The sequence below is a fragment of the Staphylococcus sp. SM3655 genome, assembly GCF_016917315.1.
Classification (GTDB): domain Bacteria; phylum Bacillota; class Bacilli; order Staphylococcales; family Staphylococcaceae; genus Staphylococcus; species Staphylococcus aureus.
In genome coordinates this window covers 332,901-349,187 of sequence record NZ_CP070305.1, presented here as the reverse complement: position 1 = coordinate 349,187, position 16,287 = coordinate 332,901, and the positions used below count along the sequence as shown (strand labels likewise).

The following is a 16,287-nucleotide window of genomic DNA, read 5'->3' as shown; positions in this document are numbered from 1 at the left end:
TTAATCATGCTCCTTTAAAATGTTTTTAATGTCTTGTGCATTTGTTGCAGTTAATAGTTGCTGGACTGTTTGGTTATCGCCCAGTACGGTTGCTAAATTTTGTAATACAGATAAGTGTGAATGATTGTCGATGGCACTCAATACAAAAATGAGAGATGCGTAGTGATCTTCATCACAAAATGCCACATGTTGATTCAACTTTAATAGACTTAAACCAACTTGATGTACGTCATTGTTCGGTCTTGCATGTGCAATTGCAATTTCAGGTGCGATAACGATATAAGGTCCAAGTTCATTAACGCTATCAATCATTGCTTGAACATAGCCTTGTTCAATAATTTGTTCTTGTAGTAATGGCTGAGAAGCTATAGTTATAGCTTCAGTCCAATCATTTACTTGTTCTTTTACAATGATGCGTGTTGTTGACAAAATGTCTAATGACACGTTATTAAACCTCCTTTGTCATAGTTAAAGCAATGTGTTGTTTAATTTTAAAAATATTCCCATCTAAGAAATCTTGTCGATATAAGTCGTTGCTTAAGCATTCACTTAACTGTCCCAATGCCTTTAAATGTGCATTGGGGTGGTCCGTTGCTAATGTAATTACAAGGTGAACGGGATCGTTAGCTTTACTACCAAAGATAATCCCTTCAGTGAAATATGTTAGTGCGAAACCTACACCATTCTGTACATAATCAGTACCAGCGTGAATAAGTGCAATATGTGGACTAATGACCATATATGACCCGAATTGTTCAAATTGTTTTAAAATTGCAGCTGTATAATTTGAATCGACAATGCCATCATTGATTAAAGGTTGCACAGCCACTGTAATTGCCGGTTCAATTGATAATGGTTGTTTATTTTTAATGATGCGATGTTCAGGTAATAAATCTGCGAGTGACTTGCCATCAGTTGCCATTTTCATGACTCGTTGTTCTCTTGCGTCATTGATAATTTGATTCAATTTTTGACGAGATTGTTGATTGATAAATGGATCGACATGAATAACTGGTACAGCTGATATTTCACAAGGTACTGTTGAAATGACATAATCAATGTTATCTTGCAATAATCGACTTTCTTCCAATTGATAAATGGAATAGGCATCCCAAATGTGAAACTCAGGATACAGGTGATTTAGTTTTGATTTTAAAAGTTGCGACGTGCCTATACCAGAACCACATAGTAAGACAACCTTAATCATTGATTGTTTATGTGTTGCAACACGCTCTATACTTGATGCGAAGTGAATTGTAATGTATGTTAATTCATCTTCGTTGAAGCGAATAGCAGCATCTTGTTCAATTGGGCTAATATGCTTGCTAACGGCTTCAATGATTTGAGGATAGCGACGCATAACTTCTTGCCTCAAAGGATTAGGTTGTAGCATATCGTATTTAATACGATGTATAGCTGGTTTGATATGTGTGATCAGACTGGTATGTAACTTGTTGTCTTTTGACATATCAATGCCTAATTCTTGGCTAACACAAGTAATCAATTCATGTATATTTTGCGATAAATCATGGTATTCAAAGGCAATTGAAGATGCTGTATGTTCGGTCATTTTAGAGCCTAGTAAATGTAACGTGATAAAGATAATTTCAGACTCTGGAAATGTGACATTACAACTACGTTCTAAGTTTTCTATCATTTTTGAAGCAATAGCATACTGATTAGTATGTCGCCATTTATCAATTTCATTGATAGGTATATCGAACGAAAAATTTTCATTTAGACGCTGAATGGCAATGAGTATATGATAGATTAAGCCATCGATAGCCGACTGAACTAAATGATAATTTTCACTATTTAATGTCTTAATAATGGCACGGCGAACCAATGCGATTGATTCTGAATTAAAGATATCCGCCTCTATAAAAGGTGCAGCTTGTTTCATATATTGATGTATAAAGTGTGCATACGCTTTACGATAGTGATCTTCCTCACCAATAATATTGAATCCTTTATTGTGGACATAATTTAACTTTAAATGGTATTGATCTAGTTGGGCCTGTATCATTTTAATATCATCTGCAATTGTCCGACGCGAAACATTAGCATCTTGCGCAAGTTGCTTTGTTGAAACAGGATCGGTTGTTTCGAATAACTTTAAAGCGATATGTGTGAGTCGCTCATCTTTTGAAAAATGAATTTGATTCGTTAGATTGTGCTCTAATTCATTTAATAGTGTCGCGTGAGCTGTTGTTACTTTGATGCCTGCAGCTTTATTACGGCTGACTTGGTAATGATAAGTTTCAGCATATTGCTCAATATATGCTATATCATATTGAATGGTACGAGGTGATACACCAAGTTGATTAGCAATGGTATTGATTGGAATAAACGTTTGCTCATGAATTAAAAGATACAAAATTTCTATTTGTCTATAACTTAACAACGTAATATCCTCCTATTTGTAATTGTAAGCGATTTCTTGAAAACGTAGATATGCAATCTCTTTCATATTTTAATCCGAAAAATTGCATATCAAAATGTTTATGGCGCAAGATTTTATAGGAACTTTTAAAATAAATTAGATATTCATGTTGACAATTTAAAAATGTCGCAGTATATTTAGTTAGACATCTAACGAAATGGTGGTGCAATAAATGGAATTCACTTATTCGTATTTATTTAGAATGATTAGTCATGAGATGAAACAAAAGGCTGATCAAAAGTTAGAGCAATTTGATATTACAAATGAGCAAGGTCATACGTTAGGTTATCTTTATGCACATCAACAAGATGGACTGACACAAAATGATATTGCTAAAGCATTACAACGAACAGGTCCAACTGTCAGTAATTTATTAAGGAACCTTGAACGTAAAAAGCTGATCTATCGCTATGTCGATGCACAAGATACGAGAAGAAAGAATATAGGGCTGACTACCTCTGGGATTAAACTCGTAGAAGCATTCACTTCGATATTTGATGAAATGGAACAAACACTCGTATCGCAGTTATCTGAAGAAGAAAATGAACAAATGAAAGCAAACTTAACTAAAATGTTATCTAGTTTACAATAAATGATAAGTGTGACTGGTAGAAATCAGTCACTTTGTCTTTAATATTATAGTTAGATATCTAATTGTTAGTAAGCTAATTATTGGAAAAGACAAGGAGTATTGAACAATGAAAGACGAACAATTATATTATTTTGAGAAATCGCCAGTATTTAAAGCGATGATGCATTTCTCATTGCCAATGATGATAGGGACTTTATTAAGCGTTATTTATGGCATATTAAATATTTACTTTATAGGATTTTTAGAAGATAGCCACATGATTTCTGCTATCTCTCTAACACTGCCAGTATTTGCTATCTTAATGGGGTTGGGTAATTTATTTGGCGTTGGTGCAGGAACTTATATTTCACGTTTATTAGGTGCGAAAGACTATAGTAAGAGTAAATTTGTAAGTAGTTTCTCTATTTATGGTGGTATTGCACTAGGACTTATCGTGATTTTAGTTACTTTACCATTCAGTGATCAAATCGCAGCAATTTTAGGAGCGAGAGGTGAAACGTTAGCTTTAACAAGTAATTATTTGAAAGTAATGTTTTTAAGTGCACCTTTTGTAATTTTGTTCTTCATATTAGAACAATTTGCACGTGCAATTGGGGCACCAATGGTTTCTATGATTGGTATGTTAGCTAGTGTAGGCTTAAATATTATTTTAGATCCAATTTTAATTTTTGGTTTTGATTTAAACGTTGTTGGTGCAGCTTTGGGTACTGCAATCAGTAATGTTGCTGCTGCTCTGTTCTTTATCATTTATTTTATGAAAAATAGTGACGTTGTGTCAGTTAATATTAAACTTGCGAAACCTAATAAAGAAATGCTTTCTGAAATCTTTAAAATAGGTATTCCTGCATTTTTAATGAGTATCTTAATGGGATTCACAGGATTAGTTTTAAATTTATTTTTAGCACATTATGGAAACTTCGCGATTGCAAGTTATGGTATCTCATTTAGACTTGTGCAATTTCCAGAACTTATTATCATGGGATTATGTGAAGGTGTTGTACCACTAATTGCATATAACTTTATGGCAAATAAAGGCCGTATGAAAGACGTTATCAAAGCAGTTATCATGTCTATCGGCGTTATCTTTGTTGTATGTATGATTGCTGTATTTACAATTGGACATCATATGGTCGGACTATTTACTACTGATCAAGCCATTGTTGAGATGGCGACATTTATTTTGAAAGTAACAATGGCATCATTATTATTAAATGGTATAGGTTTCTTGTTTACTGGTATGCTTCAAGCGACTGGGCAAGGTCGTGGTGCTACAATAATGGCCATTTTACAAGGTGCGATTATCATTCCAGTATTATTTATTATGAATGCTTTGTTTGGACTAACAGGTGTCATTTGGTCATTATTAATTGCTGAGTCACTTTGTGCTTTAGCAGCAATGTTAATCGTTTATTTATTACGTGATCGTTTGACAGTTGATACATCTGAATTAATAGAAGGTTAAATATTTCGTACACTTCTGGCTGAGTATATTTCGGTCGGAAGGGTATTTTTCGAAAAAAATAAATATATGATACGATTATGAAAAAATAAAGTGAGATTGGCATATGTACAAATCTAAAATACTGTTGAAATATATTTTTAGTGAAGAATCAGAAGTTAAAGATTTAACTGAAGAAAAATATAATCAAGATTACGAAGCATTAACATTTAGCTTTAAAGAGGAAACATATCAAAGTAGGTTAGCTAAGAAAACACCGACTAAAGCAGGGTATTTTGTTACATGTTGGACGAAAGACGAGAACAATTGTAATCAACCATACTCGAAAGAGGCATTTGCAGATTACTTAATGATTATAGTTATTGATGAAGAATTAAGCGGTTATTTTTTATTTCCTAGGGAATTATTGGTAGAAAAAGGTATCTTAACTACATTTGAACATAAAGGTAAGATGGCTTTTAGAGTTTATCCTAAGTGGTGTAATCAATTGAATAAAACAGCAGGGCAAACACAAAAGTGGCAATGTAAATATTTTTTTGAATACTAATAAAAAGTCATATGGTTGAACTTATAAGAGATGAATATATCATCTTTCGATAAGATAACCATATGACTTTATTTTTTATCATTTAATGATGAACGGTTTCTTGTCCTACTTTATTCCAAGTGAGGATAAAGCTCAACATTGCAAACACACTGATTGCTGTTAATAAAATAAAACCGACATCCCATCCGAATTTATCAACTACAGCACCTAAGACGATGTTGGCCATTACAGCACCAAACAGATAACCAAATAATCCTGTTAATCCAGCTGCTGTGCCAGCTGCTTTTTTAGGTACATAATCTAATGCTTGTAAACCAATTAACATAACTGGTCCATATATTAAGAAACCAATGGCAATTAATGAGACATTGTCTAACCAAGCATTGCCTGGAGGATTTAACCAATAAATTAATACAAATACTGTGACACCTAACATAAAGAAGAAACCTGCAGGTCCACGACGACCTTTGAATAATTTATCAGAAATGTAACCACATAATAATGTACCAGGAATTCCAGCCCATTCGTATAAGAAGTATGCCCAACCTGATGCTTTTAAGTCGAAATGCTTTTCTTCACTTAAGTAGACTGGCGCCCAATCAAGTACACCATAACGCACGAAATAAACAAATATATTTGCAAAGGCAATTGCCCATACCCATTTATTGTTTAGTACATATTTAAATAAAATTTCTTTTGTAGTTAATTCTGTTTCTAATGTTTTCTTATCGCTTGTAGCAAAGTCATTTTTATAAATTTCGATTGGAGGTAAACCTTGAGATTGAGGTGTGTCTCTAATCAATACGTATGAAATTGCGGCAATGATAAGTGCTAAGAGTGCAGGGTAAATGAATACACCTTCGAAACCTTTTAAATAACCAAAGTTGATAAATGCTGTTGTTGTAATACCCCAAGCAGCAATAGGTGCCATAATACCTCCACCAACATTATGCGCAACGTTCCAAAGGGCAGTCTTACTTCCGCGTTCACTTACACTAAACCAGTGAACGAGAACACGGCCTGAAGGTGGCCAGCCCATACCTTGAAACCATCCATTTAAGAATAATAGGACAAACATAATACCGATACCTGATGTAAAGAACGGTACAAATCCCATTAACAAATTGACGATAGCAGTGAGTGCTAATCCAAGAACTAAGAATATCCGAGCATTGCTCCGATCACTTACAGTACCCATAAAGAACTTACTAAATCCATATGCGATGGAAACAGCAGAAAGTGCAAAACCTAGTTCCGCTTTTGTAAAACCTTGCTCTTGCAATGCTGGCATCGCTAATGAAAAGTTTTTACGTAATAAATAGTACCCAGCGTAACCGATGAAAATACCAAGAAATACTTGGAGACGTAATCGTTTATAGGTATCATCTATCTGATTTTCTGGCAAAGGCTTAATATGCTTTGCAGGTTTAAGAAAATTCATAAAATCCTCCTTAATATGTATTTATATGCATTTTGTGCGATAAACTTATATTAGACATGTATGAAAGCGTTGTCAATATACTTTTGTGAAATCTTGCATATTTAGTTATTGAAGTATTTTATAAACATTTAGAAAAAATAAATTGCTACACATAAATTTATAATTATGCAATTATTATGTCGTTATACATACTAGCTGTGTATCTACGAATGAGTACAAACATATTTTTATTTGCAGAAAAGGGGTAAATGGCATATAACTATCTTTTTTATATAAGTTAGTATAAAATTTATACTAATAGGAGGGATAGTATGAATATAGTAGGGCATCATCACATATCCATGTATACAAAAGATGCAAAACGTAATAAGGATTTTTACACAAATGTCCTTGGATTACGATTAGTTGAAAAGTCGGTTAATCAAGACAATCCTTCAATGTATCATTTGTTTTATGGGGACGAAGTAGGTACAGCCGGAACAATTTTAAGCTTTTTTGAAATTCCCAATGCGGGTCATAAGCAGCCAGGTACTGAAACGATTTATCGATTTTCATTATTAGTACCAAATCAAGCGGCACTTCATTATTTTGAAAAACGTCTTGAGAATAATGGTATTAAGTCTGAACGTTTGTACTATCTTGGACAAGAAGGTATTGTCTTTAAAGATGAAGACGACTTAGAAATCATATTGCTTGTTAATGATAGTTTTGAAGTACCACATCAATGGCAACATAACGCTTATAGTGAAATACCTCAAGCATATCAAATTTTAGGAATAGGGCCAGTCGAATTAAGAGTTAGAAATGCAGCGCGTACGGTAGAATTTTTGGAAAATGTCTTAGGTTATCGTAAAAGAGATAATAAATCATTCGATGTGCTGACATTAGCACCACAAGGTTTATATTCGGATTTTGTAGTTATTGAGCAACAGGGACAACGTGAAAGACCTGGACGAGGTTATATCCATCATATTGCAGTTAATACATCACTAATGAGTGATTTAGATACAATTTACAAGAAATTACAACAACAACCACAAAGTAATTCAGGTATAATTGATCGCTATTTCTTTAAATCATTATACTATCGCCATAATTCAATTATGTATGAATTTGCGACTGAAGCGCCTGGATTTACTATTGATACACCTGTTGAACAATTAGGAAGTCAATTGAACTTGCCTGACTTTTTAGAAGCAGAACGTGAACAAATTGAAAGTAAGTTACACGAAATATAAAGGAGAATGTTTAATGGCCAAATTAGAAATGAATAAAAATACGCCTCTTGAGTTTGGTTTGTATTCCTTAGGTGATCATTTATTGAATCCATTTAAAGGTGAAAAAATTAGTTATGAGAAACGTATTAATGAAATTATTGAAGCAAGTAAATTAGCAGATGAAGCAGGTATTGATGTTTTTGCAGTTGGTGAAAGTCATCAGGAGCATTTTACAACACAGGCACATACGGTTGTGTTAGGTGCAATTGCCCAAGCGACAAAGCATATCAAAGTTTCAAGTTCTTCAACGATTATTAGTGCAACAGATCCTGTAAGAGTATTTGAAGACTTCGCGACATTAGATTTGATTTCTCATGGTAGAGCCGAAATTGTAGCTGGCAGAGCATCAAGAACAGGTATTTTTGACTTGTTTGGCTATGATTTAAAAGACTATGATGAATTGTTTGAAGAAAAATTAGGTTTACTTTTAGAGTTAAATAAAACTGAGCGTATTACTTGGTCTGGAAAATATCGTTCAGAACTTAGAAATATGAAAATATTCCCAAGACCAATCGATAATACATTGCCAATATGGCGTGCTGTTGGTGGTCCACCTGCAAGTGCTATTAAAGCGGGAAAACAAGGTGTGCCAATGATGATTACAACCCTTGGTGGCCCAGCAATGAACTTTAAAGGTTCTATAGATGCTTATCGTCAAGCAGCAACTGAAGCAGGTTTCGATGCTTCGCCTAAGTCTTTACCAGTAAGTACAGCGAGTCTGTTTTATACAGCTGAAACAACTCAGGATGCTATGAGAGAATTTTATCCACATTTGAATACAGGGATGTCATTTATTCGTGGCGTTGGTTATCCGAAACAGCAATTTGCTAATTCACCAGATTATAGAGAAGCGCTAATGGTTGGAAGCCCGCAACAAATTATTGAAAAGATATTGTATCAACACGAGTTGTATGGTCATCAACGTTTTATGGCACAGCTTGATTTTGGCGGTGTGCCATTTGAAAATGTTATGAAGAATATAGAGTTAATTGGCAACGACATTATACCGGCGATTAAAAAGCATTTATCAAAATAGGAGGGGCGTCATCATGAATATTGTATTATTGTCAGGTTCCACAGTAGGTTCTAAAACGAGAATTGCTATGGATGATTTAAAAAATGAACTAGAAGTCATCAATGAGGGACATCAAATAGAGTTGATGGATTTACGAGAACTTGAATTAGAATTTAGCGTTGGAAAGAATTATCTAGATACTACAGGAGATGTATATAAATTAACGACGTCGTTAATGCAGGCTGATGTGATTTTTATTGGTTTTCCAATTTTTCAAGCTTCCATCCCTGGTGCTTTGAAAAATGTGTTTAATCTACTTCCAGTCAATGCGTTTCGTGACAAGGTAATAGGACTTGTAGCGACAGCAGGTTCTAGTAAACATTATTTAATTCCTGAAATGCATTTAAAACCAATATTGAGTTACATGAAAGCACATACGATGCAAACGTATGTATTTATTGAAGAGAAAGATTTTTCAAATCAACAAATTGTCAATGATGATGTTGTATTTCGGTTAAAAGCGTTGGCACAATCCACAATGCGAACTGCCAAAGTACAACAACAAGTGTTTGAAGAAGAAAACAACCAATACGACTTTTAAAGTATAAAAATAAGACGCTCGGCACACTAAATTTGTAAGTGTTTGAGCGTCTTTTCATATTAACTATATAGCCAATGAACGACGATAAAGGCAAGTGATGACAAGCATATTGAGGTAATAATGATTGTCATAAGCGGTTTAAGTGCGCGATTTTTAAGATCTTTAAATGCAACATTTAACCCTAAAGCAACCATGGCCATTAATAAGCAAATTGTTGATACAGTATTTAAAATATTTAGCAATGCTGACGGAATAGTTACATATGTATTCACTAAGGCCATAATGACAAATCCAATTAAAAAGTATGGAATGCTTATTCGACCCTTGCTAGATGATTCTGATGAACGGAAACGCATAATTAAAATAAGTACGATGGTTAATGGAATCAGTAAGAATACTCTGCCAAGTTTACCAAGAAGTGCAATTTTAAGTGCATCACTACCACCAAAGCCACCAGCTAGGACAACGTGTGCAATTTCATGAAGACTAACGCCAGACCAAGCGCCATAAACAGTTGTCGTCATTGAAAAGATAGCGTAGATAGCTGTATATATAAGTGAGAATATCGTACCAATCAATGCGATGATACCGATACTAATAGCTGTATCCTTTTCACGTGATTTGAATATTGGAGCGACTGCGGCAATAGCAGCAGCACCACAAACGCCTGTGCCGACACCTAGTAATAATGCGATGTTTTTGTCACCATGCAACAGTTTGTTGACAAAGAGCATCATTACAATACTGAAAATAACGACACCTACATCGATGGCTAATAGTTTACTACCTTGACCGATAATATCGAATATATTGAGTTTAAGTCCATATAGGATGATTGCAAATCTTAATAAATATTTAGATGAAAACGTAATACCTGAGCTATATTGTTCAGGATATCCTCTAAAGTGACGAAATAGAATAGCGATTAATATCGCGATAGTTAATGCGCCAACCTTATCTAAGATTGGCAATTTAGCTGCTAAAAAGCTAAATAATGCGACTATAAATGTTAGTGTTAGTCCAATCATAAAATGCTTATTTTTCAATGATGCCATGAGCAGTGCCTCCTTTAATAGCATTTTAGCACTGTTTTGTCGTATTTTTAAATATAAATTTGGAATGGTTAATAAAGTAGAGATTAAATTAAGTTGTGTGATAGGTATCAAGGACATCAATCAAAGTAATAGGCACTACAACGCTTATTGGCGGGGCCCCAACAAAGAAGCTGACGAAAAGTCAGCTTACAATAATGTGCAAGTTGGGGATGGGCCCCAACATAGAGAAATTGGGTCCGTAATTTCTACAGACAATGCAAGTTGGCGGGGCCCCAACATAGAGAATTTCGAAAAGAAATTCTACAAGCAATGCAAGTTGGCGGGGCCCCAACAAAGAGAATTTCGAAAAGAAATTCTACAAGCAATGCAAGTTGGGGAAGGACAACAAATTTAAGATACAAGGCGTAATATTAATATGTTATTATTATGATAATTTACAAAATTATATGAAAAATAAATGAGGGTGTGATGGTATGTTTGGAATGAAAGTGAATGAACAAATAATATTAAAAATTTTAGAAGCCCATGACACAGAAGCGCTTTTCAATTTAGTCAATCGTTCAAGAAATTCACTTAGGGAATGGTTACCTTGGGTAGATGCAACTGAGCAACCATCAGATACGCGTGCGTTTATTAAAAGAGGACTTTTGCAATTTTCTGATGGTAATGGATTTCAGTGTGGCATTTGGTATGAAGGAACGCTAGTTGGTGTCATCGGTTTACATGAAATTAATCACATGCACAGAAAAACTTCATTAGGATATTATTTAGATAAACAATTTGAGGGTCATGGGATTATGACACAAGCAGTTGAGGCATTGATAAAGTATTGTTTCGAAGAGCTTGACTTAAACCGAATTGAGATTAGTGCCGCAGTTAATAATGAAAAAAGCCGAGCTATTCCTGAAAGGCTGGGATTTACTAGAGAAGGTATGTTACGTGACAATGAATTACTAAATGGTATTTATTCATCGAGTTACATCTATAGTTTATTAAAATCAGAATACGACCAAAAATGACAAATTAGACTTACAAAAGAGTGATGACATTTAAAATGGCATCGCTCTTTTATTTAATTTTTGAAAATAAAAGGTTGTTGACAGTATTATTTTATAACAATATAATGATTTTGATAATTATTATCAACTAGATAATGTTCATGGGAGGATGCCTTAAAATCATCATTTTAAGAGCCACGTATTATCTTGGCATTTAGGGAGTGTGAGATAGTACGAATGAGGGCATGTCTATGGGGATAATAGAATTTCTATAATGAGGTGTCAAAATGAAAAAGTTAACAACGCTATTATTAGCATCAACGTTATTAATTGCTGCATGTGGGAACGACGATAGTAAGAAGGATGATTCAAAGACATCGAAAAAAGATGATGGTGTTAAAGCAGAATTAAAACAAGCAACAAAAGCATATGATAAATATACTGATGAACAGTTAAATGAATTTTTAAAAGGTACAGAAAAATTTGTTAAAGCGATTGAAAATAATGATATGGCCCAAGCAAAAGCGTTATATCCAAAAGTTCGTATGTATTATGAACGCTCTGAACCAGTTGCAGAAGCATTTGGAGATTTAGATCCTAAAATTGATGCACGTCTTGCAGATATGAAAGAAGAGAAAAAGGAAAAAGAATGGTCAGGATATCATAAGATTGAAAAAGCATTATACGAAGATCAGAAAATTGATGATGTGACTAAAAAAGATGCACAACAATTATTGAAAGATGCAAAAGAATTGCATGCCAAAGCTGATACATTAGATATCACACCAAAATTAATGTTACAAGGTTCTGTTGACCTATTAAATGAAGTTGCAACTTCTAAAATCACAGGTGAAGAAGAAATTTATTCACATACAGATTTATATGATTTTAAAGCGAACGTTGAAGGCGCACAAAAAATTTATGACTTATTTAAACCTATTTTAGAGAAAAAAGATAAAAAATTAAGTGATGATATTCAAATGAACTTCGATAAAGTGAATCAATTATTGGATAAATATAAAGATAACAACGGCGGTTATGAGTCATTTGAAAAAGTATCGAAGAAAGACCGTAAAGCATTTGCGGATGCTGTTAATGCATTAGGAGAGCCACTAAGTAAAATGGCTGTGATTACTGAATGACAAATTATGAACAAGTTAACGATAGTACGCAATTTTCAAGACGTACATTTTTGAAAATGTTAGGTATTGGCGGTGCCGGTGTTGCAATTGGCGCAAGTGGTGTTGGTAGCATGTGGTCTTTCAAATCAATGTTCAATACACCAGAAGATCCGGAAAAAGATGCGTATGAATTTTATGGTAAAGTGCAACCAGGCATTACCACACCCACGCAAAAAACATGCAATTTCGTTGCGTTAGATTTGAAGTCAAAAGATAGAGATGCAATTAAGGCAATGTTTAAAAAGTGGACGGTTATGGCTGATCGTATGATGGATGGTGATACAGTTGGCAAGCCGAGTAACAATCCTTTAATGCCACCAGTAGATACCGGTGAATCGATAGGATTAGGTGCAAGCAAGTTAACGATTACCTTTGGGATTAGTAAGTCTTTGATGAAGAAAATTGGGTTATCTAGTAAAATTCCCGATGCCTTTAAAGATTTACCGCATTTTCCGAATGATCAGTTAATAGACGATTACAGCGATGGTGATATTATGATTCAAGCATGCTCAAATGATTCGCAAGTATCCTTTCATGCGGTTCATAATTTAGTTCGTCCATTTCGAGATATTGTTAAGGTACGTTGGGCGCAATCTGGTTTTATCTCTGCTAAAGGTAAGGAAACACCTAGAAATTTAATGGCATTTAAAGATGGAACAATTAATCCTAGAAAGAGTAATCAACTTAAAGATTATGTGTTTATTGATTACGGATGGGCGAAACATGGAACTTATTGTGTTGTCAGACGTATTCAAATACACATTGAAACGTGGGATCGTACTGCACTGGAAGAACAAGAGGCTACATTTGGTCGGAAACGACATAGTGGTGCGCCGTTAACAGGCGGGAAAGAGTTTGATGAAATTGACTTAAAAGCGAAAGATAGTCATGGCGAGTATATTATTGATAAAGATGCCCATACGAGACTAGCGAAAGAAGCAAATACGTCAATTTTACGTAGAGCCTTTAATTATGTTGATGGCACGGATGACCGCACAGGTAACTTCGAAACAGGCTTGTTGTTCATTGCTTTTCAAAAAGCGACAAAACAATTTATCGATATACAAAATAATTTAGGTAGTAATGATAAATTAAATGAATATATTACACATAGAGGTTCTGCTTCATTTTTAGTATTACCAGGTGTTAGTAAGGGAGGATACCTTGGTGAAACATTATTTGACTAAATTTGTAGCAATGCTAATAACTGCTGCTATGGTGTGTAGCTTTGGGTTACTGAAAAGTCAGGCAGCAGAACAACAAAGTATTAGTGATGTATATAGTGTGATAACGGATGCGAAATCTGCACTTTCTAATAATTCGATATCGAATGACAATAAGCAGAAAGCAATTGAGCAAGTGGTAAGTGCAGTTAAGAAATTATCGCTTGAAGATAATAGTGAAAGTAATGCTGTCAAATCAGATGTGAGAAAGCTTGAAGATGCAAAAGCGAATGATGATCAAAAAGATACACTTTCGCAATTAACGAAGTCATTAATTGCTTATGAAGAGAAATTGGCTAGTAAAGATGCGGGTTCTAAAATTAAACTATTACAACAGCAAGTCGATGCCAAAGATGCTGCGATGACAAAAGCGATTAAAGATAAAAATAAAGCGGAATTAGAATCTTTGAACAATAGTTTGAATCAGATTTGGACAAGTAATGAAACAGTGATTCGCAATTATGACGCAAATCAATATGGACAAATTGAAGTCGCATTATTACAACTTAGAATTGCAATTCATAAATCACCATTAGATACGGCAAAAGTGTCACATGCTTGGACAACTTTTAAATCAAATATTGATCATATCGATAAAAAAAGTGATACGTCTGCAAATGATCAATACCATGTATCACAATTAAATGATGAGTTAGAGAAGGCGATTAAAGCTATCGACGACAATCAATTGTCGGATGCTGATGCTGCGCTTACACATTTTATAGAAATTTGGCCGTATGTTGAAGGTCAAATTCAAACTAAAGACGGTGCTTTGTATACGAAAATTGAAGATAAAATACCATATTATCAAAGTGTATTAGACGAACATAATAAAGCACATGTGAAAGATGGTTTAGTAGATTTAAATAACCAAATTAAAAAGGTTGTTGGCCATAGTTATAGCTTCGTCGATGTGATGATTATCTTTTTACGTGAAGGGCTAGAAGTGTTATTAATTGTAATGACATTGACTACTATGACGCGTAATGTCAAAGATAAGAAGGGTACTGCAAGTGTGATTGGTGGTGCAATTGCCGGACTTGTACTGAGTATTATCTTAGCAATTACGTTTGTAGAAACTTTAGGGAATAGTGGCATTCTTCGTGAAAGTATGGAAGCGGGATTAGGTATCGTTGCGGTCATATTAATGTTTATCGTTGGTGTTTGGATGCACAAACGTTCAAATGCAAAACGTTGGAATGACATGATTAAAAATATGTATGCTAATGCGATTAGTAATGGTAATTTGGTATTGTTAGCGACGATTGGTTTAATATCTGTGTTGCGTGAAGGTGTCGAGGTTATCATTTTCTATATGGGGATGATAGGTGAGCTAGCGACCAAAGATTTTATTATTGGTATTGCTTTAGCTATCGTTATTTTAATCATCTTTGCATTATTATTTAGATTTATAGTTAAATTAATACCTATTTTCTATATATTTAGAGTGTTGTCGATCTTTATTTTTATTATGGGATTCAAAATGCTTGGCGTAAGTATTCAAAAGTTACAATTATTAGGTGCGATGCCAAGACATGTTATTGAAGGATTCCCAACGATTAACTGGTTGGGCTTCTATCCAAGTTATGAACCATTGATAGCACAAGCTGCTTATATTATGGTAGTTGCTATCTTAATCTTTAAATTTAAAAAATAAAAAACAGGCCGAGTGCCTGTTTTTTTTGTTGCGATGTTGGAAATATTCGGTATTGCAGTATAACGATAATCACAGCATTAATTCTTATAAGATTAATGTGTTGGCGGTTTGCCTCGGTATGTAAATTTAACGATGAACGTACTGAACTCAAAGAGCAATATGAGTGGCAATGTAAGTAATATATTTAATGTTAAATCGGGTGGTGCAATGATACTTGCCAGCACAAAGCAAGCGAAATAAATATATTTTCGATAATGCTTCAATGATGTGATATCTATAAGACCGAATTTTGCAAGTCCTATGAATAATATTGGCAATTGGAATAAAATGCCAAAAGTGAAAAGCCAACGGATAAGTTCAACTAAATACGCTTTAAAGCCAATGACAGGCGAAATGTTTAAAGTTAATGATAATTTTAACGCGAATTGAATGATTATTGGAAAGCCAACATAAAATGCAAAAGCGACGCCAGCACAGAATAATAACACGCTGAAAAAACTATATTTATAAATAAATTGACGTTCATTATTATGTAATCCAGGTGCAATGAATGCCCACAATTGATAAAACATGACTGGTGAAATGAAACAAAACGCGATGAAAAATATAATCATCACGTATATTTGGATCATTTCTGTGAATGAAAATGCATGTAAGGACACATGTGCACGGGTAATATACGTTATGAATGGTGTCATCCACCAAAATGATGAAACATATACGACGATGACTGTGACGACGAACGACAATAGTATTTTAACTAAACGATGACGTAGCTCGCTAAAATGAACTAGTAAG

16 protein-coding genes are annotated in these 16,287 nt (G+C 34.1%); 11 read left to right on the top strand and 5 right to left on the bottom strand.

Features of this window, described 5'->3' with window-relative positions:
• Together JQN76_RS01825 and JQN76_RS01820 are read right to left on the bottom strand one after the other, a co-directional pair.
• Complete coding sequence (locus JQN76_RS01825; protein ID WP_000050762.1) at positions 1–444, bottom strand: PTS sugar transporter subunit IIA; 444 nt, start codon at positions 442–444, stop codon at positions 1–3.
• A gap of 4 nt (positions 445–448) precedes the next feature.
• On the bottom strand, positions 449–2,404 hold the full coding sequence (locus JQN76_RS01820; RefSeq protein ID WP_000954255.1) for a BglG family transcription antiterminator: 1,956 nt from the start codon (positions 2,402–2,404) through the stop codon (positions 449–451).
• A gap of 211 nt (positions 2,405–2,615) precedes the next feature.
• On the opposite strand from JQN76_RS01820, the gene mepR reads away from it, so the two are divergent.
• From mepR to JQN76_RS01805, 3 genes are all read left to right on the top strand, one after another.
• Positions 2,616–3,035 carry a multidrug efflux transporter transcriptional repressor MepR gene (gene mepR, locus JQN76_RS01815; protein WP_000397416.1) on the top strand — a complete coding sequence of 140 codons (420 nt, stop codon included), beginning with the start codon at positions 2,616–2,618 and terminating at the stop codon, positions 3,033–3,035.
• Positions 3,036–3,141: 106 nt separating this feature from the next.
• Entirely contained in the window at positions 3,142–4,497 is a 1,356-nt protein-coding gene (gene mepA / locus JQN76_RS01810) for a multidrug efflux MATE transporter MepA (RefSeq protein WP_000651058.1), read from the top strand.
• Between the two features lie 103 nt (positions 4,498–4,600).
• Positions 4,601–5,041 (top strand): MepB family protein, encoded by a 441-nt coding sequence (locus JQN76_RS01805; protein WP_000278312.1) that lies wholly within the window; start codon positions 4,601–4,603, stop codon positions 5,039–5,041.
• An 82-nt stretch (positions 5,042–5,123) separates the two neighbouring features.
• On the opposite strand, the gene glpT is transcribed toward JQN76_RS01805, so the two are convergent.
• Positions 5,124–6,482, bottom strand: a complete 1,359-nt coding sequence (glpT, locus tag JQN76_RS01800; protein WP_001010111.1) for a glycerol-3-phosphate transporter — start codon at positions 6,480–6,482, stop codon at positions 5,124–5,126.
• A 311-nt stretch (positions 6,483–6,793) separates the two neighbouring features.
• On the opposite strand from glpT, the gene JQN76_RS01795 reads away from it, so the two are divergent.
• Genes JQN76_RS01795 through JQN76_RS01785 form a run of 3 tightly spaced genes read left to right on the top strand, consistent with a single transcriptional unit; the run spans position 6,794 to position 9,375 of the window.
• On the top strand, positions 6,794–7,720 hold the full coding sequence (locus JQN76_RS01795) for a VOC family protein (protein ID WP_001028213.1): 927 nt from the start codon (positions 6,794–6,796) through the stop codon (positions 7,718–7,720).
• Positions 7,721–7,733: 13 nt separating this feature from the next.
• On the top strand, positions 7,734–8,795 hold the full coding sequence (locus JQN76_RS01790; protein WP_001086097.1) for an LLM class flavin-dependent oxidoreductase: 1,062 nt from the start codon (positions 7,734–7,736) through the stop codon (positions 8,793–8,795).
• 13 nt (positions 8,796–8,808) lie between these two features.
• The gene (locus tag JQN76_RS01785; RefSeq protein ID WP_001028434.1) at positions 8,809–9,375 is read left to right on the top strand and encodes an NADPH-dependent FMN reductase; all 567 of its coding nucleotides are present in this window, start codon (positions 8,809–8,811) and stop codon (positions 9,373–9,375) included.
• A 59-nt stretch (positions 9,376–9,434) separates the two neighbouring features.
• Here JQN76_RS01785 and JQN76_RS01780 read toward each other — a convergent pair whose 3' ends face one another.
• Positions 9,435–10,430, bottom strand: a complete 996-nt coding sequence (locus JQN76_RS01780; protein ID WP_000157642.1) for a YeiH family protein — start codon at positions 10,428–10,430, stop codon at positions 9,435–9,437.
• Positions 10,431–10,527: 97 nt separating this feature from the next.
• Between JQN76_RS01780 and JQN76_RS01775 the strand changes: the two genes are divergently transcribed.
• The 5 genes from JQN76_RS01775 to JQN76_RS01755 all read left to right on the top strand — a co-directional run bounded on the left by JQN76_RS01775 (position 10,528) and on the right by JQN76_RS01755 (position 15,489).
• Positions 10,528–10,824: a hypothetical protein gene (locus JQN76_RS01775; protein ID WP_076079505.1), complete on the top strand. Its 297-nt coding sequence runs from the start codon at positions 10,528–10,530 to the stop codon at positions 10,822–10,824.
• A 79-nt stretch (positions 10,825–10,903) separates the two neighbouring features.
• A complete protein-coding gene (locus JQN76_RS01770; protein WP_000467633.1) occupies positions 10,904–11,449 on the top strand; it encodes a GNAT family N-acetyltransferase in 546 nt (181 codons plus the stop codon).
• Between the two features lie 266 nt (positions 11,450–11,715).
• Positions 11,716–12,570, top strand: a complete 855-nt coding sequence (gene efeO / locus JQN76_RS01765; RefSeq protein WP_000737202.1) for an iron uptake system protein EfeO — start codon at positions 11,716–11,718, stop codon at positions 12,568–12,570.
• Positions 12,567–13,796 carry an iron uptake transporter deferrochelatase/peroxidase subunit gene (gene efeB, locus JQN76_RS01760; RefSeq protein ID WP_001836655.1) on the top strand — a complete coding sequence of 410 codons (1,230 nt, stop codon included), beginning with the start codon at positions 12,567–12,569 and terminating at the stop codon, positions 13,794–13,796. The genes efeO and efeB overlap by 4 nt, the downstream gene beginning before the upstream one ends.
• Positions 13,777–15,489, top strand: coding sequence for an FTR1 family iron permease (locus JQN76_RS01755; RefSeq protein ID WP_000683695.1), 1,713 nt, complete (start codon positions 13,777–13,779; stop codon positions 15,487–15,489). The genes efeB and JQN76_RS01755 overlap by 20 nt, the downstream gene beginning before the upstream one ends.
• A 92-nt stretch (positions 15,490–15,581) precedes the next feature.
• Here JQN76_RS01755 and tatC read toward each other — a convergent pair whose 3' ends face one another.
• Positions 15,582–16,244 (bottom strand): twin-arginine translocase subunit TatC, encoded by a 663-nt coding sequence (gene tatC, locus JQN76_RS01750; protein WP_072433531.1) that lies wholly within the window; start codon positions 16,242–16,244, stop codon positions 15,582–15,584.
• Between the last annotated feature and the right edge of the window lie 43 nt (positions 16,245–16,287).

Coding starts and splice junctions, on each gene's coding strand:
- glpT (WP_001010111.1), bottom strand. CDS start 6,482: ATGAATTTTCTTAAACCTGCAAAGCATATTAAGCCTTTGCCAGAAAAT.
- mepA (WP_000651058.1), top strand. CDS start 3,142: ATGAAAGACGAACAATTATATTATTTTGAGAAATCGCCAGTATTTAAA.
- JQN76_RS01805 (WP_000278312.1), top strand. CDS start 4,601: ATGTACAAATCTAAAATACTGTTGAAATATATTTTTAGTGAAGAATCA.
- efeB (WP_001836655.1), top strand. CDS start 12,567: ATGACAAATTATGAACAAGTTAACGATAGTACGCAATTTTCAAGACGT.
- efeO (WP_000737202.1), top strand. CDS start 11,716: ATGAAAAAGTTAACAACGCTATTATTAGCATCAACGTTATTAATTGCT.
- JQN76_RS01790 (WP_001086097.1), top strand. CDS start 7,734: ATGGCCAAATTAGAAATGAATAAAAATACGCCTCTTGAGTTTGGTTTG.
- JQN76_RS01795 (WP_001028213.1), top strand. CDS start 6,794: ATGAATATAGTAGGGCATCATCACATATCCATGTATACAAAAGATGCA.
- JQN76_RS01785 (WP_001028434.1), top strand. CDS start 8,809: ATGAATATTGTATTATTGTCAGGTTCCACAGTAGGTTCTAAAACGAGA.
- JQN76_RS01780 (WP_000157642.1), bottom strand. CDS start 10,430: ATGGCATCATTGAAAAATAAGCATTTTATGATTGGACTAACACTAACA.
- JQN76_RS01770 (WP_000467633.1), top strand. CDS start 10,904: ATGTTTGGAATGAAAGTGAATGAACAAATAATATTAAAAATTTTAGAA.
- mepR (WP_000397416.1), top strand. CDS start 2,616: ATGGAATTCACTTATTCGTATTTATTTAGAATGATTAGTCATGAGATG.